We start from the raw sequence: 23323 nt of genomic DNA on the forward strand, positions 1-23323 counted from the left end.
TCAGCCGCGCCCGCGCGCTGCCAGATGCGCGCGGGCGCCGTCGACGATCAAGGCGACGCCGCGCTCGAACGCTTCATCGCCGCCACGTGCGCGCAGCGCGGCCCAACCCTTCGCGAGCAGCGGATACTCGGCCGCGTCCGGCAGCGGCGCATCGGCGTCGCCGTCCGCTTCCGCCTGCTCTTCCAGCACCCATCCGACCACGAAGCGGCCCAGCGCATACATCACGTCGACCGCCTCGTCCGGCGCGAAACCCGCATCGCCGAGCAGCGCGACCTTGCGTTCGATCGAGCCGAAATGCAGCGCGCGCGGCCGCGTACCGGCATGCAGGCGCGCGCCATCGCGATAGGCCAGCAGCGCGCGACGGAAACTGCGCGCGTTGTCCAAAAGCCACGCATCCCACGCTTCGCCCGGCCGCGGCAACGACGCATCGTGACGCTCGAGCATGATCGCCTCGGCCATCGCATCGAGCAGTTCGCCCTTGTTCCTGAAATGCCAGTAAAGCGTCGGCGACTGCACGCCGAGCCGCTCGGCGAGCTTCCGCGTCGACAGCCCGTCGATGCCGACTTCGTCGAGCAGCTCGAGCGCCGCGCGCAATACCGTGTCGCGCGTCAGCCGCGCGCCTGTGTCCTTCATCTCTATCACCGATAGGGAAGTTGTGGAATAATTGCCACTCTATCACCGATAGAGTCACGCTCTTGAATCCGTCCCTGATTGCCATCCTGGCCACGGTCCTGCTCGACGCGATTGGCGTCGGGATCGTGATGCCGATCCTGCCCGGGCTGCTGCGCTCGCTCGCCGACGCAGGCAGCACCGACACCCATTACGGGATCCTGCTCGCGCTGTACGCGTTCGCGCAGTTCCTGTGCGCCCCGCTGCTCGGCGCGCTGAGCGACCGCTTCGGCCGCCGGCCCGTCCTGCTCGCGTCGCTCGCGGGCGCCGCGCTCGACTACCTGCTGATGGCGCTCGCGCCGACCCTCGCGTGGCTTTACGTGGGGCGGCTGATCGCGGGCATCACCGGCGCGAACGTCGCGGTCGCGACTGCCTATGTCACCGACGTCACCGCCGAACCCGATCGAGCACGACGCTTCGGCCAGCTCGGCGCGATGATGGGCATCGGCTTCATCGCGGGCCCGCTGATCGGCGGCCTGCTCGGTGTGCTGCACCTGCGTGCACCGTTCGTCGCGGCCGCCGTGCTCAATGCGCTCAATCTCGTGCTCGTCTGGCGCGCGCTGCCGGAATCACGGCCGCGTTCGGCCCGCGAAAGCCATGCGGTTGGCGCACTCAATCCGTTCGCGAGCCTGCGCCGGCTGACCGGCGCACCCGCGCTCGCACCGCTGATCGGCATTTACGTGATCGTGGCGCTGGTGTCGCAGGCGCCGGCGACACTGTGGATCCTGTATGGCCAGGAGCATTTCGGCTGGTCGACGCCGATCGCGGGGCTGTCGCTGGCGGGCTACGGCGCGTGTCACGCACTCGCGCAGGCATTCGCGATCGGGCCGCTGATCGCGCGGCTCGGCGAGCGCCGCGCGCTGGCTCTGGGCCTCGCGGGTGACGCGCTCGGGCTCGCGGCGATCGCGTTCGCGACCGCCGCGTGGGTGCCGTTCGCGCTACTGCCGCTGTTCGCGGCGGGCGGCATGACGCTGCCGGCCCTGCAGGCGATGCTCGCGCGGCAGGTCGACGATGCGCGCCAGGGTGAACTGCAAGGCGCGCTCGCGAGCGTGGCGAGCCTGATCGGCGTCGCGGGGCCGCTGGTCGTCACCGCGACCTACGCGGCGACACGCGCGACGTGGCCGGGGCTCGTCTGGGCCGCGGCCGCACTGCTTTATCTGCTCGTCCCGCCGTTGCTGGCCGGCGCACGCGCCGCGAACTCAGGCGCACCGCGCCCGTCGGCATGAAAAAAAGCCGCCCGGATCGACTCCGGGCGGCTTTCCTTGCTGCATCTGCTGCAGGCAGTGCGTCAGACCACGACCGTCTGCGCCTCGCCTTCGCGGGTCGCACGCACGGTGCCGATCTTCCACACCTGTTCGCCGGCGGCGGTCAGGTCGGCGATCGCTGCGTCGGCATCGGCCGCCGACACGATCACGGCCATGCCGATGCCGCAGTTGAACACGCGGTGCATTTCCGCATCGGCGACACCGCCGTGTTCCTGCAGCCACTTGAACAGCGGCGGCAGCGGCCAGGCGTTCTGGTCGAGCTCGGCGGTGAGGCCTTCGCGCAGCACGCGCGGGATGTTCTCGACGAGACCGCCGCCCGTGATGTGCGCCATGCCCTTCACCGGCAGCTTCTGCATCAGCGCGAGCAGCGGCTTCACGTAGATGCGCGTGGGCGCCATCAGCGCGTCGGCCAGCGAGCGGCCGTGGAAATCGGCCGACAGGTCGGGGTTCGCGCGCTCGATGATCTTGCGCACGAGCGAGAAGCCGTTCGAGTGGATGCCGCTCGATGCGAGGCCCAGCACCACGTCGCCCTCGGCGATCGTGCTGCCGTCGATGATCTTGCTCTTCTCGACCGCGCCGACCGCGAAGCCGGCCAGGTCGTATTCGCCGTCCGGGTACATGCCCGGCATTTCGGCCGTTTCACCGCCGATCAGCGCGCAGCCCGACAGTTCGCAACCCTGCGCGATGCCCTTGACGACCGTTGCCGCGGTGTCGACGTCGAGCTTGCCGCACGCGAAGTAGTCGAGGAAGAACAGCGGCTCGGCGCCCTGCACGAGGATGTCGTTCACGCTCATCGCGACGAGATCCTGGCCGACGGTGTCGTGTTTGTTCAGATGAAACGCCAGCTTGAGCTTGGTGCCCACGCCGTCGGTGCCCGATACGAGCACGGGCTCCTTGTACTTCTTCGGCACTTCGAACAGCGCGCCGAACCCGCCGATGCCGCCGAGCACGCCGTCGCGCAGGGTTTTCTTCGCAAAAGGCTTGATCTTGTCGATGAGTGCGTCGCCTGCGTCGATGTCGACACCTGCGTCGCGATAGGACAGACCCTGAGCGTCGGGAGCGGATTTCGGAGGATTCATGGGGGAATGCGAGAAGGTCGGTAAAATGCGATTTTACCCGAAGCCGGCCCGTTGGCCGGAATTCCCAGCACCGAATCGTCAGGGATTGCATCTTGGTCAACACGTCCCCGTTTTCATCGCCGAGCGAACCGCGCCGAAATCGGCGTGGCGCCGTGCGTGCGGCCGCGCGTGAAGCCCGTGAAGACGCAAGCCCCGGCGCGTGCCCGGCGTACGGCGCGCGTATTTTCAACCGACCCGCATTGTGACTGTTGTGTCCCGTCAACTGACGCTCGATCTCGGCACGCCGCCGCCCGCCACGTTCGACAACTTCATCATGAACGAGGAGAACGACGAGCTCATCTCGCGCCTGCAGAAGCTCGACCTCGCGCTCGCGGCGGGCCCCGTGCCGGACCGGTCGTTCTACATCTGGGGCGAGCCCGGCTGCGGCCGCACCCATCTGCTGCAGGCGCTCGTGAGCGACGCGTCGTACGGCTATGCGCGCTACCTGACGCCGCAGAGCCCGCTCGGCGCGTTCACGTTCGACCCGCGCATCGGCATCTACGCGATCGACGACTGCGACCGGATGAGCGACACGCAGCAGGTCGCGCTGTTCAACCTGTTCAACGAAGTGCGCGCGCACCCGTCGAGCGCGTTCGTCGCGGCGGGCCCCGCGGCGCCGCTCGCGCTCGACGTGCGCGAGGATCTCCGCACGCGCCTCGGCTGGGGGCTCGTGTTCCACCTGTCGCCGCCGTCCGACGCCGGCAAGATCGCCGTGCTCAAGCTCGCGGCGAAGGAGCGCGGGATCGCGCTCACCGACGACATCGCCGCCTACCTGCTGACCCATTTCCGCCGCGACATGCCGAGCCTGATGGCGCTGCTCGACGCGCTCGATCGCTTTTCGCTCGAGCAGAAACGCGCCGTCACGCTGCCGTTGCTGCGCCGCATGCTGGCGCGTCCCGGCGACGACATCACACCACCGGGCACGGGCCCGAACCGCTTCGAGTAAAATGCGCTTCCATGACTAATCTGGCACTCTTTGACCTCGATCACACGTTGATCCCGACCGATAGCGACCACGAATGGGGCCGCTTCATGGTGAAGCTCGGCATCGTCGACGCGGAAAGCTTCTCGCGTCAGAACGATCAGTTCTTCGCCGACTACAAGGCCGGCAAGCTCGACATCCACGCGTACCTCACGGCGATGATCACGCCGCTCGCGAAGTATTCGCGCGCGCAGCTGGCCGAATGGCACGATCAGTACATGCACGAGGTGATCCGGCCCGCCATGACACCCGCCGCGCTCGAGCTCGTGCGCAAGCACCTCGATGCGGGCGACCTGTGCTGCGTGGTGACGGCGACCAACGAATTCATCACGCGCCCGATCGCGTCCGCGTTCGGTGTCGACACGCTGATCGCCTGCGAGGTCGAAACGACCGACGGGCATCCCGATTCGCCGTACACGGGCCGGCCGACCGGCACGCCGAGCTATCGCGAAGGCAAGATCGTGCGGACCGAAGCGTGGCTCGCGTCGCTCGGCAAGCAATGGAGCGACTTCCCGCACACCTATTTCTACAGCGACTCGCACAACGACATCCCGTTGCTCGAGAAAGTCACCGACCCGATCGCGACCAACCCTGACGACACGCTGCGTGCGCATGCAAGCAACCGCGGCTGGCGCATCCTCGATCTCTTCTGAACGTCGTGATCAAAAAATTCATCCGCAAGCTGCTCGGCCAGGACGAAACCGAGCAAACCTCTCCCGCAACGGCCCCGGCCGACGAAGCGGCCCCTGCTACCCCGCGCGCCCCGAAGGGCGCCCGCGGCGGCGGCGCGAAAAAACCGCGCAGCAACCATGAACCGACCGTCGTGCCGGCCAGCGTGCACGGCATCAATCCGGCGCTGATCTCGAAGAACGCCGTGCGCGTGACCGACACGCTGCAGCAGGCGGGCTTCCGTGCCTTCATCGTCGGCGGAGCGGTACGCGACCTGCTGCTCGGCATCGCGCCGAAGGACTTCGACGTCGCGACCGACGCAACGCCGACCGAGGTGCAGCGCCTGTTCCGCCGCGCACGCCTGATCGGCCGCCGCTTCCAGATCGTGCACGTGCAGTTCGGCCAGGAGCTGATCGAAGTCTCGACGTTCCGCGCGCTGGTCGATGCGCCGCCCGAGGCGGCCGCTGCCGAGCCGCCGAAGCGCCTGAAGCGCGACGAACTCGATCGCCGCACGCACGCGGTGGACGCGAGCGGCCGCGTGCTGCGCGACAACGTGTGGGGCGAGCAGCACGAAGACGCCGCGCGCCGCGACTTCACGATCAACGCGATGTACTACGACCCGTCGACGCAGACGGTGCTCGACTACCACGACGGGATGGCCGACGTGCGCGCCCGCCTGTTGCGGATGATCGGCGATCCGGCCACGCGCTTCCGCGAGGATCCGGTGCGGATGCTGCGCGTCGTGCGCTTCGCGGCCAAGCTCGGTTTCGAGATCGAGCCGCATACGCGCGAACCGATCAACGCGCTCGCCGACCTGATCAACAACGTGCCGGCCGCGCGCCTGTTCGACGAAATGCTGAAGCTGCTGCTGTCGGGCCACGCACTCGCGTGCCTGACGCGGCTGCGCAAGGAGGGCCTGCACCACGGGCTGCTGCCGCTGCTCGACGTGGTGCTCGAACAGCCGCAGGGCGAGAAGTTCATCACGCTCGCGCTGAACAACACCGATGCACGCGTGCGCGCCGGCAAGCCGGTCTCGCCGGGCTTCCTGTTCGCGACGCTGCTGTGGCACGACATGCGCCAGCGCTTCGAGCAATACACGGCCGAAGGTGAAATTCCGGTGCCGGCACTCCATCGCGCGATGGACGACGTGCTCGACATGCAGACCGAGAAACTCGCGATCCACAAGCGTTACTCGGCCGACATGCGCGAGATCTGGGGCCTGCAGTTGCGCCTCGAGAAACGCTCGGGCCGCAGCGCGATGCGGCTGCTGGAACACCAAAGGTTTAGAGCGGGGTATGATTTCCTCCTGTTACGCTGCGAATCCGGCGAGCTCGATGCGGAAGTCGGACAGTGGTGGACGGATTTCATCGAAGGCGACGCGGCCGCTCGCGAGGCATTGCTGACGCAGGGCGGCACGAAGGAAAAATCGCCCCGCAAGCGGCGCCGCCGCGGCGGCGTGCGAAACCGCAAGCCGGGTGAAGGTGCCGCCGAGCCGGCACCGGACGCCTCGGGCGGTTCCGACGACTGACGCGCTCGCCGGCGAACGACGTAGGAAGTGATGCCATGACGGTTGCATATATCGGACTGGGGGCGAATCTCGGCGATGCGCGCCAGACCCTGAAGGACGCGGTGGTGTGCCTTGCGCAGCAGCGCACCATCTCGATCCTCGGCAAATCGAGCCTGTATCGCACGGCGCCCTTCGAAGCGGGCGGCGACGACTACTACAACTGCGTCGTCAAGCTCGACACGACGCTGTCGGCCCGCGAGCTGCTCGCGCTGTGCCAGAAGATCGAACATCACTTCGGCCGCGAGCGCCCGTATCGCAATGCGCCGCGCACGCTCGATCTCGACATCCTGCTGTTCGGCGACGATTCGATCGACGAGCCCGACCTGATCGTCCCGCATCCGCGCCTCACCGACCGTGCGTTCGCGCTCGTGCCGCTCGTCGAGATCGAGCCGGCACTCGACATCCCCGCGCGCGGCCGAGCCGACACCTTCCTCGCCGCCGTCGCGGACCAGCGCGTCGAGAAGGTGCAGACCTGCCAGTGCCTGATGCAGAAGGCGCTCGCTGCCAGCGAAGACGCCGACAAGAACCGCTGCCGATGACCCCGACTCCCCTTACCGTCACCGCGCCCGACCTGCGCGCCCCGCACCGCTATCTCGTGATCGAAGGCCCGATCGGCGTCGGCAAGACGACGCTCGCGCGCCTGCTCGGCGAACGCTGGTCGATGCAGACGCTGCTCGAGCGCCCGCAGGACAACCCGTTCCTCGAACGCTTCTATCGCGACACCGCGCGCTACGCGCTGCCCGTGCAGCTGTCGTTCGCGCTGCAGCGCGCGCAGCAGGCCCGCGAGCTGATCGGTGCGCTCGACACGGGCCGCCCGGTCATCGCCGATTTCATGCCGCAGAAGAACGACATCTTCGCGCGGCTGAACCTGCCGGAAGACGAGTGGCAGCTCTACCGCTCGGTCGCGACGCACGTGGACGTGCCGCAGGCGCCGTCGCCCGACCTCGTCGTCTACCTGCAGGCGAGCCCCGAAGTGCTGTTCTCGCGCATCCAGAAGCGCGGGCTGCCGATGGAGCTGCAGATCAGCGATGCGTACCTGCGCTCGCTCGTCGACGCGTACAACGAATTTTTCTACCACTACGACCGCACGCCGGTGCTGACGGTCGCCGCGGAACACCTGAATCCGCTGGATTCCCCCGAAGATCTCGCCCTGCTGGTCGAGCGCATCGAGACGATGCGCGGCCGCAAGGAATTCTTCGTCAAGGGCGAGACGACGCGCTGACGCGTCCTCGCCTGTCGTTCCTCACCCATTCGAACCGGATTTCCCATGACCTATCTCCAGGAATCGAGCCGGCCTGCCGTCACGGTGCCCAAGCTGCAGGCAATGCGCGACGCCGGCGAGAAGATCGCGATGCTCACCTGCTACGACGCGAGCTTTGCCGCACTGCTCGACCGCTCGGGCGTCGACGTGCTGCTGATCGGCGATTCGCTCGGCAACGTGCTGCAGGGCCACACGACCACGCTGCCCGTGTCGCTCGACGACATCGCGTATCACACCGCCTGCGTCGCCCGCGCGCAGCCGCGCGCACTGATCATGGCCGACCTGCCGTTCGGCACGTACGGCACGCCGGCGGAGGCATTCGCAAGCAGCGTCAAGCTGATGCGCGCCGGGGCGCAGATGGTCAAGCTCGAAGGCGGCGAATGGCTCGCCGAGACGGTCCGCTTCCTCGTCGAGCGCGCGGTGCCCGTGTGTGCGCACGTGGGCCTCACGCCGCAGTCGGTGCATGCGTTCGGCGGCTTCAAGGTGCAGGGCAAGACCGAAGCCGGCGCCGCGCAACTGCTGCGCGACGCGCGTGCGGTCGAAGCGGCCGGGGCGCAGGTCGTCCTGCTCGAAGCCGTGCCGACACTGATCGGTTCCGAAGTCACGCAGATGCTGCGCGTGCCGACGATCGGCATCGGCGCCGGCGCCGACTGCTCGGGCCAGGTGCTCGTGCTGCACGACATGCTCGGCGTGTTCCCCGGCAAGCGGCCGCGCTTCGTGAAGGATTTCATGCAGGGCGAGCCGAACATCCAGGCGGCCGTCGAAGCGTATGTGCGCGCGGTGAAGGACGGTTCGTTCCCCGGCCCCGAGCATTCGTTCTGACGTCCGGCGCGGTGCCGGCGATGCGTTCGCCGGCGCCTCGATGAAAAAAACGCGGCGCCCTTTGCGGGGCGCCGCGTTTTTTCTTTCTCACGCTGCCGGCAGCGGTCGATTATCCGCCGGTTACTTCAGTACCGCGTCGAGCGCGCCGCGCAGCGCATTGGTCAGCAGCAGCGCCTCCGCACGCGCGAGATCGTCGCGGGTCACGACCCGCTCCGTCGCGCCGAACGCACGATCGTCGAGCAGCACGCCACGCATCACGCCCGGCAGCACGCCGGACTCGAGCGGCGGCGTCACCCACTGGCCATCGAGCTTCACGAACAGGTTCGAGCGCCCGCCTTCCGTCACCTCGCCGCGCTCGTTGACGAACAGCATGTCGAAGCCGCCGAGCGCCTCCGCCGCCTGCCACGCGCGATCGTATTCGGCGCGGCGCGTGGTCTTGTGCAGCAGCAGCGCATCGCCCGCACGGGTCGGCTCGAAGCCGTGCGCGGACGCCAGCAGCACGCCGACCGGCCCCGCCGGCAGCGGCTTGAGCGGTGCCGCGATGATCTCGATCGTGCCGTCCTTCGCGAGTGCGAGCTTCATCCGGTACGCGCCGTCGCCGTCGAGCGCCGCGCAGCGCGCGTCGATCTCGCGACGTAACGCATCGGCGTCGAAGCGGAAGCCGAACGCATCCGCGCTACGCTGCAGCCGCGCGAGATGACGATCGAGATGCCGGATGCCGTCCGCACGCGTGGCGGCCGTCGTTTCGAACAGCTGGAAGCCGGGATCGGCGTCCGTCAGGAATCGCGCTTTCAATTCGCACTCCGCATATTCGTCGGCTGCAACGCTGTCGAGCACGATGCCCGCGCCGACGCCCATCGTGCCGCGGCGCCGGGCGGCGATCACCGTTGTCGGATGGCGTGCTTCGGCGTCGGCCACACCGGCGCTGCCATCACCTTCGCTGTCGTCACCATCACTGGCAGCATCGAGCGTCAGCGTACGGATCGCGACCGACAGGCAGAAATCACCGCAACCGGCCAGGCGATCGCCCGGCGCGTCGGAATCGGCGCGTTGCTTCGCAGCGTCAAGCCAGCCGATCGCGCCCGTATAGAGCCCGCGTGGCGTCGATTCGATCGCGTCGATCAGTTCCATCGTCTTGTGCTTCGGCGCGCCCGTGATCGATCCGCACGGAAACAGCGCACGCAGCGTCTGCGCGAACGTCGTCCCGGCGCGCCAGCCTGCCTCGACCGTCGACGTCATCTGCCACACCGACGCATACGGCTCGACGGAGAACAGCGCCGGCACGCGAACCGTGCCGGTGCGCGCGATCCGCGACACGTCGTTGCGCAGCAGGTCGACGATCATCACGTTTTCCGCGCGGTTCTTCGGGTCGTTCGCGAGGAACGTGGCCGCCGCCGCATCGTCGCGAGGGTCGGCCGAACGCGGTGCCGTGCCCTTCATCGGCCGCGCGCGCAGCACGTCTCCGTGCTTCTCGACGAACAGCTCGGGCGAGCACGACACGACCCACGTCCCGTCGGGCAACGCGATCAGCGCGCCGTAGCGCACGGGCTGGCGCGCACGCAGCCGCCGGTACAGCGCGAGCGGCGTGCCGAACACGTCGAAGTTCAGCCGGTACGTGTAGTTGACCTGATACGAATCGCCCGCGCGCAGCGCGTCGTGCACCGCGGCGATCGCCGCATCGAACGCATCGCGCGATACGCTCTTTTCGACATGCGCGACGCCCGCGATCGACGGCGCGCCGCCGCCATCCTGCTGAGCGAGCCACGCGTCGACTTCGTCGCGCGACAGGCGCTCGCAGCGCGCAAACAGCAAAAAGCGCAGCGGGGCATGGCCCGGCTGCGCTCGTTGCAGGTTGCGTCCGAATTCGTAATCGCCGACGACGACCGCATGCAGCCCGTCGCGCAGATCCTGCGCCACCGCCGCGTCGACCTCGTCGAGCCGAGCCGGATCCGTGCACACGCGTTCGCGCACGAACCCCGAATACAAACGACTCGACCGCGCGAGCGCGGTCGAGTCGCAATCGTCCAAGAGCGCGAACGACGCGCTCTCGTTGCCTTCAGTCATGCTGTTACTCGAGTTACTCGAAGAAGCTCTTCACACGGTCGAACCAGCTCTTGCTCTGCGGGCTGTGACGCGCGCCGCCCTCGGCCAGCGATTTCTCGAACTGCTTGAGCAGGTCGCGCTGGTTGTCGGTCAGCTTCACCGGCGTCTCGACCTGCACGTGGACGTACAGATCGCCCGCGATGCTCGAACGCAGCCCCTTGATGCCCTTGCCGCGCAGGCGGAACGTCTTGCCCGACTGCGTGCCTTCCGGCACCGGGAACGACGCACGGCCGGCCAGCGTCGGCACCTCGATCTCGCCGCCGAGCGCGGCGGTCGTGAACGGGATCGGCATCTGGCAGTGGAGATCGTCGCCGTCGCGCTCGAACACCGAATGCGGCTTGATGTGGATCTCGACGTACAGGTCGCCCGGCGGCCCGCCGTTGATGCCCGGCTCGCCGTTGCCGGCCGAGCGGATCCGCATCCCGTCGTCGATCCCGGCCGGGATCTTCACTTCGAGCGTCTTGGTTTCCTTCACCTTGCCCGACCCGTGGCAATGCACGCACGGCTCGGGAATGTAGGTGCCCGTGCCGTGGCACTTCGGGCAGGTCTGCTGGATGCTGAAGAAGCCCTGCGACATGCGCACCGTGCCCTGGCCGTGACAGGTCGGGCAGGTTTCCGGCTTCGTGCCGGGCTTCGCACCCGACCCGTGGCAGACCTCGCACGACACCCAGCTCGGCACGCGGATCTGCGTGTCGTAGCCGTGTGCGGCCTGCTCGAGCGTGATTTCCATGCTGTAGCGCAGGTCGGCGCCGCGATACACCTGCGGGCCGCCACGGCCGCCGCGCGCGGCGCCGCCCGCCGCCTGGCCGAAGATGTCGCCGAAGATGTCGCCGAACGCGTCCGCGAAGCCGCCGAAGCCCTGTGCGCCCGCACCGCCCATGTTCGGATCGACGCCCGCGTGGCCGTACTGGTCGTACGCTGCCCGCTTCTGGCCGTCCGACAGCATTTCATAGGCTTCCTTCACCTCCTTGAAATGCTCTTCCGCATCCTTGCTGTCCGGATTGCGGTCAGGGTGATACTTCATCGCAAGCTTGCGATACGCCTTCTTGATTTCGTCGTCGCTCGCATTCTTCGCGACGCCCAGAACCTCGTAGTAATCCCGTTTCGCCATATCGATTCACTGTGCCGCCACGCATCGCGCACGCGGCGGCTCCTTTCGCCTGCAGTAAAGTCTCTCGACTCGTCTGGCGCTGCGCCCGCCGCGGACGGCGCGTGCAGCACCCGCCAAAAAACAAATGTGCCCGGAGGGCCGCGAAGCCCGCCAGGCGTGGAGTCGATCCGGCCATCCGGAAGGAAAGACAGACCGCTTGTCAGCCAACCCGTCAGCCGCGCCGCGCGCGGGTGGCGCGCGGCGTGCGGCACCGGGGCAACCCGGCTTAGTCCTTCTTCACTTCCTTGAACTCGGCGTCGACGACATCGTCGGCAGCCTGTTGCGCACCGCCCGCGTGGGCCGCGCCTTCCGCTGCGCCCGCTGCGCCGGCCGCACCTGCTTGCTGTGCCTGCATGTCGGCGTACATCTTTTCGCCGAGCTTCTGCGACACCTTGCCGAGTTCCTCGACCTTCGCGTCGATCGCAGCCTTGTCGGCCGACGAGTCCTTCAGCACTTCCTCGAGCGACTTCAGCGACGCTTCGATGGCTTCCTTCTCGCCCGCGTCCAGCTTGTCGCCGTACTCGGTCAGCGCCTTCTTCGTGCTGTGGACCAGCGCGTCGCCCTGGTTGCGCGAATCAGCCAGCTCGCGCAGCTTGTGATCTTCCGCTGCGTTCGCTTCCGCGTCCTTGATCATCTGGTCGATTTCAGCCTCGGACAGACCCGAGTTCGCCTTGATCGTGATCTTGTTTTCCTTGCCGGTCGCCTTGTCCTTCGCGCCGACGTGCAGGATGCCGTTCGCGTCGATGTCGAAGGTCACTTCGATCTGCGGCACGCCGCGCGGTGCCGGCGGGATGCCTTCGAGGTTGAACTCGCCGAGCAGCTTGTTGCCGGCTGCCATTTCGCGTTCACCCTGGAACACCTTGATCGTCACGGCGCCCTGGTTGTCGTCCGCCGTCGAGTACACCTGGGCGTGCTTCGTCGGGATCGTCGTGTTCTTGCTGATCATCTTCGTCATCACGCCGCCGAGCGTCTCGATGCCGAGCGACAGCGGGGTCACGTCGAGCAGCAGCACGTCCTTGCGGTCGCCCGACAGGACCTGGCCCTGGATCGCCGCGCCGACTGCGACGGCTTCGTCCGGGTTCACGTCACGGCGCGGATCCTTGCCGAAGAATTCCTTCACCTTCTCCAGCACCTTCGGCATGCGCGTCTGGCCGCCGACCAGGATCACGTCGTCGATGTCCGACACCTTGACGCCTGCGTCCTTGATCGCGATGCGGCACGGTTCGATCGTGCGCTCGACGAGGTCTTCCACCAGCGCTTCCAGCTTCGCGCGGGTGATCTTCAGGTTCAAGTGCTTCGGGCCCGACGCGTCAGCCGTGATGTACGGCAGGTTGATTTCGGTCTGCTGGCTCGACGACAGCTCGATCTTCGCCTTTTCAGCGGCTTCCTTCAGGCGCTGCAGCGCGAGCACGTCCTTCGACAGGTCGACGCCCTGCTCCTTCTTGAACTCGCCGATGATGTAATCGATGATGCGCTGGTCGAAGTCTTCGCCGCCGAGGAACGTGTCGCCGTTGGTCGACAGCACTTCGAACTGCATTTCGCCGTCGACGTCCGCGATTTCGATGATCGACACGTCGAACGTACCGCCGCCGAGGTCATACACGGCGATCTTGCGGTCGCCCTTCTCGGCCTTGTCGAGGCCGAACGCGAGCGCAGCCGCCGTCGGCTCGTTGATGATCCGCTTGACTTCGAGGCCCGCGATGCGGCCGGCGTCCTTGGTTGCCTGGCGCTGGCTGTCGTTGAAGTACGCCGGCACCGTGATCACGGCTTCCGTGACCGGCTCGCCGAGGTAGTCTTCGGCCGTCTTCTTCATCTTGCGCAGCACTTCCGCCGACACTTGCGGCGGCGCGAGCTTCTCGCCGTGCGCTTCAACCCATGCATCGCCGTTGTCGGCCTTGATGATGGCGTACGGCATCAGGCCGATGTCCTTCTGGACTTCCTTCTCTTCGAAGCGGCGGCCGATCAGGCGCTTCACGGCGAACAGCGTGTTCTTCGGGTTGGTCACCGACTGGCGCTTGGCCGGCGCGCCGACCAGCACTTCGTTGTCGTCCATGTAGGCGATGATCGACGGCGTGGTGCGCGTGCCTTCCGAGTTCTCGATGACCTTGACCTGGTTGCCTTCCATGATGGCGACGCACGAGTTCGTGGTGCCGAGGTCAATACCGATGATCTTTCCCATTTTTTCCTAATCTCCAGAAATGCTTGTTTGCTGCGCAAAACCCCGCGTTTTGGGGCAGTTTCGCGCGCCAGAATTCAACTCTGTTCCCGAAATGCGTCCGTCCGGTTCGTTTTCAAGACCCGACGTGCGATGCGGGTATTAAATTTTTTCAATCGCCGCCGGCTAGCGGATCGCCCCCGGCGGATTGCCGCCCGCCGCGGCGATTTTCGCGCGTGCCGCCGACACCGCTGCCTGGAACTGCGCGAGGCCATGCCAGCCCGTCGCGCGGCCGAGCCGCTTGCCGCGGTGGAAGAAGAACCACGTCGGCACGCCGTGCAGCCCGAAGCGGCGCCCCAGCTGGTGGTGTTCGTACACGTTGCAATGGAACCACTTCAGGTCCAGCGCGCGGATCGCGTCGGGCTGGGCGAGCATCGCCTTCTTCGCGATCTCGCAGTTGAAGCAGTCGACGCCCCAGAAGAACACCACCGCGAGCGCATCGCCCGCGCCGTCGATCGCCGCGTCGAACGTGCCGGCGTCCAGCGCCTGCATGTCGAACGCGTCGAACGCGGCCGGATCGACGCCGGCAGGCAGCATCGCGGGCCTTACTTCGGCTGCGCGACGGTGACGAGCGCCGGACGCAGCACGCGGTCGGCGATCATGTAGCCCTTTTGCAGCACGGCGACGACGGTATTCGGCTCCTGGTCGGCCGGCACCATCGAAATGGCCTGGTGCTGGTGGGGATCGAACTTCTCGCCGACCGGGTTCAGCGCGACGACGCGGCCCTTCTCGAGCGCGCTCGTCAGCTGGCGCAGCGTCAGTTCGACGCCTTCGCGCACCTTCGCGATGTCGCCGGACGTATCGTTGACGGCCGCTTCCAGGCTGTCCAGCACGGGCAGCAGGTGCTCCGCAAAACTCTCGATCGCGAACTTGTGCGCCTTCGAGACGTCGTCCTGCGCGCGGCGGCGGACGTTCTCGGTTTCGGCCTTCGCCCGCAGGAAGCTCTCCTGCAGCTCGGCGACCTTGGCTTGAGCCTCCGCGAGCGCCGCGTCGGCTGCTTCGGCGGCGGGAGCAGCGCCTTGCGCCGCCTGCTTCTCGCTGCCGATCTCTTCGGCCGATTGGGATGCCGGGTTCTCTTGCGTGTTTTCCATGTCGCTGAAAGTCGATTAGAGGTTGAAGCCAAATCGGCAACCGCCGGACCGTATATCCGGTGGCACCGCACATTGCTGGTGCAAATAAGGGTGAAAACGACGATTTCAAGAGGGTTATTCGCCGGCATTCTCCAATACCGCGAAACAACCGCGCGTCACGCCGGGGCATCGGCCGCATAGTCCGCCAGACCGGGCGAAACGGCCGGTAACAACGCTTACCTGGCAAGTACTAGCTTGGCACAGGCCCGCTGCACTACACTCCACTCAAGCGTCGGAAAAGCGTGTTTACCCCTAGCTGACTGACGCCTGACATCCACCTGGCGCCGTTTTCACCCTTCAACGCGAGGGGAGTACCATGAAACTGACGTTTGCGATCTCGGTGGTCGCGCTGGTACTCATTGCCGGCACCACCACCATCTGCCTGTCGGGAGCCGTCACCGACCGCACGACCGAATACGGAAGCGCGCGGGCGACATTCGACCAGATGTTCAGCTCCCACCAGAAAATCTGTCGATGATGCGCCGGTCGCGCTTCGTCGGCCGGCCGTGCAATTCGGCTGCCGGCTCACGATACGTGCGGCGCCGCTCCAGTTCGGCGAGCCGCGCGGCCCGCCCCGCTTCCGTCTCCGCGTAAAGCGTCTGCGCGACGCTCGCCGGCCCGCGCACGTCGCATACGCCGAGCACGGCAATGTGCCAGACGATGCCGTCGATCGCAATCTCGACCTCGTCGCCCACCCGCACGTCCTTCGCCGGCTTGACCGCCGCACCGCCAATCTTCACGTGCCCCTTGTCGACCGCATCGGTCGCGAGCGAGCGCGTCTTGAAGAACCGGGCCGCCCACAGCCATTTGTCGATGCGCAGCTTCGCGCCCGGTTCGGTCGAAATCTTGTAATTCATCGCGTTCAACTCACCGTTTCGGGCTGCGCGGCCTTGACCGGCCAGCCCTGCAGATTCTCGGCGACGATCTCGCCGAGCGCGCCGATCCACGCGGACGCGCCATTCAGGCACGGAATCCGGTGGAACGCCTTGCCGCCGCCGGCGAGGAACTCGTCGCGCACTTCCATGCCGATCTCCTCGATCGTCTCCAGGCAGTCGGCCGTGAAACCGGGACAGAACACGTCGGCCCGCCGCACGCCGGCCTCGCCGAACTCGCGCAGCGTCGGCGCGGTGTAAGGCTGCAGCCATTCGGCCTTGCCGAAACGCGACTGGAACGTGACGCGGCATTCGGTCGTCGACAGCCCGAGCGCGGCCATCAGCAGCGCGCCTGTCTGCTGGCACTGGTCGTGATAGGGGTCGCCGAGGTCGAGCGTGCGCTTCGGCACGCCGTGAAAGCTCAGCACGAGCTTGTCGCCGGCCGCGAAATCGGGCCGACCGTGCTGCGCCCAATACTGGCGCACCTGCTCGGCCAGCGCATGGATATAGGCCGGATGGTCGGCGTAGTGCCGCACCGTGCGCACCTCGGGCTGGTTGCGCATGCGCGCGAGCGCGTCGAAGGCGGCATCGACCGCCGTGGCCGTGGTCGACGCCGAGTATTGCGGATACATCGGCATCAGCAGCACGCGCTCGACGCCCGCCCGCTTGAACTGCGCGAGCGCGTGCGAAATGTTCGGGCTGCCGTAGCGCATCGCGTAGTCGACCTGCACGTGATAGCCGTTCGACACGAGCAGGTGCCGCACGCTGTCGGTCTGGCGCTCGGTGTACACGCGCAGCGGCGAGCCCTCGGGCATCCAGACCGCCGCGTACTTCTTCGCGGACGCACGGCCGCGCAGCGGCAGGATCACCGCGCGCAGCAGCACCTGCCAGACGGCCTGCGGAATCTCGACGACCCGCGGATCCGACAGGAATTCGGCCAGGTAGCGCCGCACCGCGCGCGGTGTCGGGGCGTCGGGCGTGCCGAGATTGATCAGCAGCACACCGATGCGATGGGCAGCCGCGGTGCTCGAAGGCGGCTCTAAATCGAAACGCATGGGCAATTACGTGCTCGGGGCACGGGACCGGACGGCTCTCAATTATAGCGGGCCGCTCCGCGCCGGTCGGCTGGCCGTTCGGCCGACTGCCGGCACGCGCGGCGCCGCGGCACGATGACGGGGCGGGATCGGGCTGGCGACCGCAGGCTACTGCTGGCTCAGCGTGAGCGACAGCAGGCGCGCGGTGATGTCGACGATCGGTATCACGCGGTTGTACGCCATGCGGGTCGGGCCGATCACGCCGAGCGTGCCGACGATCTGCCCGTTCACCTCGTAAGGCGCGGTGACGACGCTCATTTCCTCGATCGGCACGAGCGTCGATTCGCCGCCAATGAAGATCTGCACGCCCTGGGCGTGGCTCGACACGTCGAGCAGTTGCAGGAGGCCCGTCTTTTGGTCGAATACGTCGAACAGCTTGCGCAGCCGCGCCATGTCGGACGAGAGATCCGCCACTTCGAGCAGGTTGCGCTCGCCGGAAATCAGCACGGTGTCCTCGGTGTCCGGCACCTCGGTGCTGGCCGTCACGGCGGCGTGCATCAGCGCGGTCATGTCGCCGCGCAACTGGTCGATCTCGTCGCGCAGGCGGCGGCGCACCTCGTCGAACGACAGGCCGGCGAAATGCGCGTTGATGTAGTTGGACGCCTCGGTCAGTTGCGACGGCGAGTAATCGCGCGGCGTCGCGAGCATCCGGTTCTGCACGTCGCCCTCGGGCGTGACGATGATCAGCAGGATGCGCTTGTCCGACAGGCGCATGAACTCGATCTGCTTGAAGACGTGGCTGCGGCGCGGCGTCAGCACCACGCCCGCGAACTGCGACAGGTTCGACAGCACGCTCGCGGCGGCCGCCACGACCCGCTGCTGCGGCTCGCCGGCCTGCAGCGTGTTCTGCACCTGCCGCGCAACGGCTTCGGCGTCGATCGGCGCCTCGACCGTCAGCATGGTGTCGACGAACAGCCGGTAGCCGCGCGGCGTCGGCACGCGGCCGGCCGACGTGTGCGGGCTCGACACGAGGCCGAGCTCCTCCAGGTCGGACATCACGTTGCGGATCGTCGCCGGGCTCAGCTCGAGCCCGGAGTAACGGGACAACGTGCGCGATCCGACTGGCTGACCGTCGGCGATATACCGTTCGATCAGGGTTTTCAGGAGGGCTCGTGCGCGAGGATCTAGCATGGTGGAAAATTTTAGCGCAACCGCGCGACCGCGGCGAGTGGCGTCGGCTGCCGTTGCGCGGGCCGGCCCGATCCGGCCCCGCCCGCGCACAGCCGGTTCTTTTCGTCAACGAGCTATGGTGTAATGCCGGCATGAAAACCGGTAATCAGTTCAACACTGTCGCGCTCGTCGGCCGGAGCAACACGCCGAACATCGCCGAGCCGCTCGCCACGCTGGCCGCCTGCGTCGCCAAGCGGGGCTTCGAGGTCGTCTTCGAAGCCGAGACCGCGCGCGAGATCGGCATCACCGGCTACCCGGCGCTGACCCCGGCCGAAATCGGCGCGCGTGCCGATGTGGCGGTCGTGCTGGGCGGCGACGGGACGATGCTCGGCATCGGCCGTCAGCTCGCGCCGTACAGGACACCGCTGATCGGGATCAACCACGGCCGGCTCGGCTTCATCACCGATATCGCGGCGGCCGACATGCAGGCGCTCGTCCCGGTGATCCTGTCGGGCAAGTTCGAACGCGAGGAGCGCGCGCTGCTCGAGGCCCGGATCATGCGCGACGGCGAACCGATCTACCACGCGCTCGCCTTCAACGACGTCGTCGTGAACCGCAGCGGCTTCTCCGGGATGGTCGAGCTGCGCGCATCGGTCGACGGCCGGTACATGTACAACCAGCGTTCGGACGGCCTGATCGTCGCCACGCCGACCGGCTCGACCGCTTACGCGCTGTCGTCGGCCGGCCCGATCCTCCATCCGCAGCTGGCGGGCATCGTGCTCGTGCCGATCGCGCCGCACGCGCTGTCGAACCGGCCGATCGTGCTGCCCGACGATTCGAAAATCGCGATCCAGATCGTCGGCGGGCGCGACGTCAACGTGAACTTCGACATGCAGTCGTTCACCGCGCTCGAACTGAACGACACGATCGAGGTGCGCCGCTCGAAGCACACGGTGCCGTTCCTGCACCCGATCGGCTACAGCTACTACGCGACGCTGCGCAAGAAGCTGCACTGGAACGAACACGCCTCGAACGAAGACGACAAGGCGTCCTGACGCCGCTCTGCCCGACACCATGCTCCGCCACCTCTCGATCCGCGACTTCGTCATCGTCGCCGCGCTCGATCTCGAATTCGACAGCGGCTTTTCCGTCTTTTCCGGTGAAACCGGCGCCGGGAAATCGATCCTGATCGACGCCCTCGCCCTCGCGCTCGGCGAACGTGCCGACGCGAGCGTCGTGCGCACCGGCTGCAGCCGCGCCGACATCACCGCCGAATTCACGCCGCACGACCGCGTCGCGCGCTGGCTCGACGAACACGCGTTCGACACCGAGGACACCGTGATGCTGCGCCGCGTGATCGATGCGAACGGCCGGTCGCGCGCGTTCATCAACGGCACCAGCGCGACGCTCGCGCAGCTGCGCGAGCTCGGCGAGATGCTCGTCGACATCCACGGCCAGCATGCGCACCAGCTGCTGATGCGGCCGGACGCGCAGCGCGAGCTGTTCGATACGCACGCGGGGCTCGTCGCCGATGCCGCGAACGTCGCGCGCGCATGGCGCGTCTGGCGCGACGCGACGCAGGCGATCGACGCTGCAAAAGCGCACGAGCGCGAGCTGCAGCTCGAACGCGAAAAGCTCGCCTGGCAGCTCGCCGAACTCGACAAGCTCGCGCCGCAGCCCGGCGAATGGGACGAAGTCAGCAACGAGCACAAGCGCCTGTCGCATTCGGCGAACCTGATCGAAGGCGTGCGCGGTGCGCTCAACGCGCTGTCCGAGTCCGACGACGCGATGCTCGCGCAGCTCGGCGCGATCGTGTCGAAGCTGCGCAGCCTCGCCGACTACGACACCTCGCTCGGCGACGCGCTCGCGTCGCTCGAACCGGCCGAGATCCAGTTGCAGGAAGCCGTCTATTCGCTGTCGCACTATGCGCAGCGCGTCGATCTCGATCCCGAACGGCTCGCGCAGGTCGAAACGCGTCTCGATGCGCTGCACTCGACCGCCCGCAAGTTCCGCTTGCCGCCCGACACGCTGCACGAAGAACACGCCGCACGCCGCGCGCAGCTCGCCGCACTCGATGCGGCGGCCGATCTCGGCGCGCTCGTGGCGGCGCAGGCCAAGGCGCGGGAAGCCTATCTCGCCGACGCCAAACACCTGTCCAAGGCACGCGCACAGGCCGCCAAGGCGCTCGGCACGGCCGTCACGGCCGGCATGCAGGAACTGTCGATGGCGGGCGGGAGCTTCGAAGTCGCGCTCGTGCCGCTCGCCGACGGCGGCCCGCACGGGCTCGAGCAGGTCGAATTCCGGGTCGCCGGGCACCCCGGCGTGCCGCTGCGGCCGCTCGCGAAGGTGGCGTCGGGCGGCGAGCTCGCGCGGATCAGCCTCGCGCTCGCGGTGATCGCCAGCGCGGCAAGCCCGACGCCGACGCTGATCTTCGACGAGGTCGATACGGGGATCGGCGGCGGCGTCGCCGAAGTGGTCGGCCGCCTGCTGCACCAGCTCGGACGCGATCGCCAGGTGCTGTGCGTGACGCACCTGCCGCAGGTCGCCGCGCGCGGTGATCATCACTACCAGGTCGCAAAAGGCGCCGACGACCGTGGCGGCACGGTGTCGACCGTCGTCGCGCTCGACCGCGCCAACCGGATCGAGGAAGTCGCGCGGATGCTCGGCGGCCTCGAGATCACGGCGACCACGCGCAAGCACGCGAAGGAAATGCTCGCCGCATAAGGCACGGATACGCGGGAATGCACGCTCAGCCAACGTGAAAACGTAAAAAGGCCGTTCCGGGTAATACCGGAGCGGCCTTTTGATGGGTTCCGACGTATCCGACGCTTCGCGGCACGACGAACTTACCGGGTGGCACCAGATCGAACGGCGCGCGGCACGCGCCAGCGCGGTCGCCCGCGCCGGCACCTCGCCGTGCCTACTTGCCCTTGCACGTCGCATGCATGTTCGCGACGCCCTTCTCGCGCCATGCGGCCCACTCGCCGCCCGTCCCCGGCACATCGCCGAGCACCCACCAGCCGTTGAGCCAGGTCTTGCCGGCGTGGCTGACCTCGTGGCAAGGCGTCGCGTAGGTCTTCTTCCGGTCCCAGGCCGGCGCGCCCGTGGCCACGTCGGCACGCACCGTCACCCCATGCGTCGCCACCGCACTGCGGTTCTGCGCATCCGTCACGGTCAGCTTCACGTCGTAGCGCTGCGCCTGCGTCGCCTTCGGCGCAACGAACGATGCATTCGCACCCTGCTGGTCGATCGCGAGTCCTGCCGGCGCGGTCCACGCATACTTCAGCCCCTTGCCGGTCGACGCCGCGCCGGACAACGCAACGGTCGCGCCACCGTCGACCGTCGCCGGCCCGCTGATCGCGGCCCGCGGTGGCGGGACGATTTCCTGCGCCTTCACCTTGACGACATGCGACGCCTGCGCCGTGTAGCCCTTGTCGTTGGTCACGGTCAGATCGAAGGCGTAATCGCGGTCCTGTCCAAGCGCGGGGGCAACGAACTTCAGTTCCGCGCCGCTCGGTTTCGCATCGATGCCGGCCGGGGCCGTCCACGCATGGCGCAACTGCTCGCCGACCGACGACGCGCCCGACAACACGACCGTCGCGCCCGCGTTCGCCTGTTGCGGGCCGATGACGGCCGCCTGCGGCAGCAGCACCCCGTCGTTCTTCACCTCGACCACCGCGCCGTTCGGCCCGACCGACTTGACGGTGACGATCTTGCCCGACAGCGTGTCGTGCAACGCATGACCCGGCATCAGCGGCGCGTCCTTCATGCCCTGCGCACTGCCCGGCGTCGCATCGACCAGCGTATTGGTCAGCACATTGCCGGCGTGTGCGACGGTTCGCACGATCACGCCATTGACGAACGGGTCGTCGGACTTCCAGTTGTCGAAGCCGGGCTGCGGCTGGCGAAACTCGAGCCACAGCGTCGAGCCGTCGGCGCGCGCCAGACGGTACGCCTTCGCACCCGACGCTTTGCCCCACAGCGGCGCGAGTTGGTATGTGCCCTCGCCCTTGATCTCGGGCACGTCGGCTTCGGTCAGCCAGCCTCTGAACAACTGGTAGCTCGCCGGATACAAACGCCGGCCACCGCCGCCCATCGTGTCGGACGGATCGTCGACTCCACCCGCGCGACACGCGCTGCCTACCTCGACCGTGCCGCCCGGCGTCGGGCAGTTGACGAGCGAGCCCGGATGCCGCGCGCCGAGGCCGTGACCGAACTCGTGGGACCACATCCAGTAACCATGGCCGCTCGCGTTCGACAGGATCCAGTTGCCGGGCATCGCCGCCAGGCCAGCCCAGTTGCAGCTGCTCATTTTCGGCAGTTCGACGAACAGGTAGTCGAACTTGTCCGGGTTCACACCGCGGGCGAACGCCGCGCTGCGCGCCGCCGCGCGAATCGCGCCGGAATCGCAACTGGCCGGACGGTCGCCAAGGTTGACGCTGTCGAGCGTCTGACCGTGCAACGTCAGCTTGCCGTGCGACGCGACCTCGACATAACGCCGCAGCGACGAATAGTCGTCGCCGTCGCCGAACACCGCCTTGCGCACCACTTCGCTATCGGCCGGTTGGGAGTCGTTGAAGTGCGTCACCATCAGCAACGCCGATTTGTCGCCGAGCAGCGGGCGCTGCGACGGCGCAATCGATGCGGACGACCGCCAGACCGACGCCGGCTGGCTGCGCAGGTTCTGCATCGCGACGCCGGCGCTCCCTTCCCGCGGCGCCAGCACTTCGTTGGATCGGCCGGTGTTGACCCGGTACCGGTTGCCGAACGACACGCGGCCGTCGATGCCGATGTCTGCTCGCCAGTCGCGCATCGTCTGGTCGCCCTCGCTGCAGACGCCGACCGACACGCGCCCCATGCCGTTGTCGCCGGTGGCCGAATGCAGGCACATCTTCGTGCCGCGCGCCGCGCTCGCGCCGGCGTTGATGATGCGCTGGAAGCCGTCGCGCGGCTCGAAGGTCCAGTCCTGCGCGGCGCTGCCGTCGCATGCCGCGAACACGGCCGCGTTGTCGGCCGGCTGCCAGGCCAGGCACTGGCCATCGCCACGCGACAGGTTCTTCAGCGGGGTGGAAGCCGTTTCCGCTGCACCAGCGGAAACGGAGAACAGTCCAGCGACGGCCGCGGACAGCGCCGTCGTGGCAAGAGAGTAGCGGATAGGTTTCAAGATGAGTCGAGATCGCTTATGGCGCACATGGCACCGGTTGAACGGAAAGCCGGATTCTTCCGATACCCGCCCTTGCGCTCAAACAATCTCAAACGAATCTCAATGCCGGCCGCTGCGGCGCGCGCGGCGTGC

21 protein-coding genes are annotated in these 23323 nt (G+C 67.6%); 10 read left to right on the top strand and 11 right to left on the bottom strand.

The features are described from left to right. Positions 1-633 carry a tetracycline resistance transcriptional repressor TetR gene (gene tetR / locus LGM89_RS30930; RefSeq protein ID WP_226204404.1) on the bottom strand — a complete coding sequence of 211 codons (633 nt, stop codon included), beginning with the start codon at positions 631-633 and terminating at the stop codon, positions 1-3. Positions 634-695: 62 nt separating this feature from the next. Between tetR and tet the strand changes: the two genes are divergently transcribed. Continuing rightward, complete coding sequence (gene tet, locus LGM89_RS30935) at positions 696-1895, top strand: Tet(A)/Tet(B)/Tet(C) family tetracycline efflux MFS transporter (RefSeq protein ID WP_226204402.1); 1200 nt, start codon at positions 696-698, stop codon at positions 1893-1895. Positions 1896-1957: 62 nt separating this feature from the next. Here tet and purM read toward each other — a convergent pair whose 3' ends face one another. Continuing rightward, positions 1958-3013, bottom strand: a complete 1056-nt coding sequence (gene purM / locus LGM89_RS30940; RefSeq protein ID WP_226120891.1) for a phosphoribosylformylglycinamidine cyclo-ligase — start codon at positions 3011-3013, stop codon at positions 1958-1960. A gap of 250 nt (positions 3014-3263) precedes the next feature. Between purM and hda the strand changes: the two genes are divergently transcribed. From hda to panB, 6 genes are read left to right on the top strand one after another with little or no spacing between them, the layout of a single operon-like run. Continuing rightward, the gene (gene hda, locus LGM89_RS30945) at positions 3264-3998 is read left to right on the top strand and encodes a DnaA regulatory inactivator Hda (protein ID WP_006484992.1); all 735 of its coding nucleotides are present in this window, start codon (positions 3264-3266) and stop codon (positions 3996-3998) included. A gap of 11 nt (positions 3999-4009) precedes the next feature. After that, positions 4010-4687, top strand: coding sequence for an HAD family hydrolase (locus LGM89_RS30950; protein WP_089424564.1), 678 nt, complete (start codon positions 4010-4012; stop codon positions 4685-4687). Between the two features lie 5 nt (positions 4688-4692). Further along, positions 4693-6231, top strand: a complete 1539-nt coding sequence (gene pcnB, locus LGM89_RS30955) for a polynucleotide adenylyltransferase PcnB (RefSeq protein WP_089494136.1) — start codon at positions 4693-4695, stop codon at positions 6229-6231. Positions 6232-6266: 35 nt separating this feature from the next. Next, a complete protein-coding gene (gene folK / locus LGM89_RS30960; protein ID WP_089424562.1) occupies positions 6267-6809 on the top strand; it encodes a 2-amino-4-hydroxy-6-hydroxymethyldihydropteridine diphosphokinase in 543 nt (180 codons plus the stop codon). After that, a complete protein-coding gene (locus LGM89_RS30965) occupies positions 6806-7492 on the top strand; it encodes a deoxynucleoside kinase (protein WP_089424561.1) in 687 nt (228 codons plus the stop codon). Before folK ends, LGM89_RS30965 begins: the two co-directional genes overlap by 4 nt. A 45-nt stretch (positions 7493-7537) precedes the next feature. Beyond that, positions 7538-8353, top strand: coding sequence for a 3-methyl-2-oxobutanoate hydroxymethyltransferase (gene panB, locus LGM89_RS30970; protein ID WP_089424560.1), 816 nt, complete (start codon positions 7538-7540; stop codon positions 8351-8353). A 120-nt stretch (positions 8354-8473) separates the two neighbouring features. On the opposite strand, the gene LGM89_RS30975 is transcribed toward panB, so the two are convergent. The 5 genes from LGM89_RS30975 to grpE form a co-directional block, all read right to left on the bottom strand. Then, positions 8474-10417, bottom strand: a complete 1944-nt coding sequence (locus tag LGM89_RS30975) for a chorismate-binding protein (RefSeq protein WP_089494135.1) — start codon at positions 10415-10417, stop codon at positions 8474-8476. Positions 10418-10430: 13 nt separating this feature from the next. After that, positions 10431-11567: a molecular chaperone DnaJ gene (gene dnaJ, locus LGM89_RS30980; protein WP_089430628.1), complete on the bottom strand. Its 1137-nt coding sequence runs from the start codon at positions 11565-11567 to the stop codon at positions 10431-10433. Between the two features lie 265 nt (positions 11568-11832). Beyond that, on the bottom strand, positions 11833-13785 hold the full coding sequence (dnaK, locus tag LGM89_RS30985; RefSeq protein ID WP_089424556.1) for a molecular chaperone DnaK: 1953 nt from the start codon (positions 13783-13785) through the stop codon (positions 11833-11835). Between the two features lie 162 nt (positions 13786-13947). Then, positions 13948-14358 (bottom strand): thioredoxin family protein, encoded by a 411-nt coding sequence (locus tag LGM89_RS30990; RefSeq protein WP_089472186.1) that lies wholly within the window; start codon positions 14356-14358, stop codon positions 13948-13950. 8 nt (positions 14359-14366) lie between these two features. Then, entirely contained in the window at positions 14367-14912 is a 546-nt protein-coding gene (gene grpE, locus LGM89_RS30995) for a nucleotide exchange factor GrpE (protein WP_226204395.1), read from the bottom strand. Between the two features lie 355 nt (positions 14913-15267). On the opposite strand from grpE, the gene LGM89_RS31000 reads away from it, so the two are divergent. After that, a complete protein-coding gene (locus LGM89_RS31000; protein ID WP_006476841.1) occupies positions 15268-15429 on the top strand; it encodes a hypothetical protein in 162 nt (53 codons plus the stop codon). On the opposite strand, the gene LGM89_RS31005 is transcribed toward LGM89_RS31000, so the two are convergent. From LGM89_RS31005 to hrcA, 3 genes are all read right to left on the bottom strand, one after another. Next, positions 15401-15808: an RNA-binding S4 domain-containing protein gene (locus LGM89_RS31005; RefSeq protein WP_043189537.1), complete on the bottom strand. Its 408-nt coding sequence runs from the start codon at positions 15806-15808 to the stop codon at positions 15401-15403. The two genes, LGM89_RS31000 and LGM89_RS31005, sit on opposite strands and share 29 nt — an antisense overlap. A 5-nt stretch (positions 15809-15813) precedes the next feature. After that, positions 15814-16878 (bottom strand): ferrochelatase, encoded by a 1065-nt coding sequence (hemH, locus tag LGM89_RS31010; protein WP_226274974.1) that lies wholly within the window; start codon positions 16876-16878, stop codon positions 15814-15816. A gap of 147 nt (positions 16879-17025) precedes the next feature. Further along, positions 17026-18048 (bottom strand): heat-inducible transcriptional repressor HrcA, encoded by a 1023-nt coding sequence (gene hrcA / locus LGM89_RS31015; RefSeq protein WP_226274976.1) that lies wholly within the window; start codon positions 18046-18048, stop codon positions 17026-17028. Positions 18049-18179: 131 nt separating this feature from the next. Here hrcA and LGM89_RS31020 point away from each other — a divergent pair, with 131 nt between their 5' ends. Beyond that, the gene (locus LGM89_RS31020) at positions 18180-19082 is read left to right on the top strand and encodes an NAD kinase (RefSeq protein ID WP_039361361.1); all 903 of its coding nucleotides are present in this window, start codon (positions 18180-18182) and stop codon (positions 19080-19082) included. 19 nt (positions 19083-19101) lie between these two features. Next, the gene (gene recN, locus LGM89_RS31025; RefSeq protein ID WP_089494132.1) at positions 19102-20751 is read left to right on the top strand and encodes a DNA repair protein RecN; all 1650 of its coding nucleotides are present in this window, start codon (positions 19102-19104) and stop codon (positions 20749-20751) included. A 196-nt stretch (positions 20752-20947) separates the two neighbouring features. Here recN and LGM89_RS31030 read toward each other — a convergent pair whose 3' ends face one another. Then, positions 20948-23191 carry a putative Ig domain-containing protein gene (locus LGM89_RS31030; protein ID WP_226274977.1) on the bottom strand — a complete coding sequence of 748 codons (2244 nt, stop codon included), beginning with the start codon at positions 23189-23191 and terminating at the stop codon, positions 20948-20950. Positions 23192-23323 lie beyond the last annotated feature (132 nt).

Source organism: Burkholderia sp. AU31624 (assembly GCF_020420065.1).
Classification (GTDB): domain Bacteria; phylum Pseudomonadota; class Gammaproteobacteria; order Burkholderiales; family Burkholderiaceae; genus Burkholderia.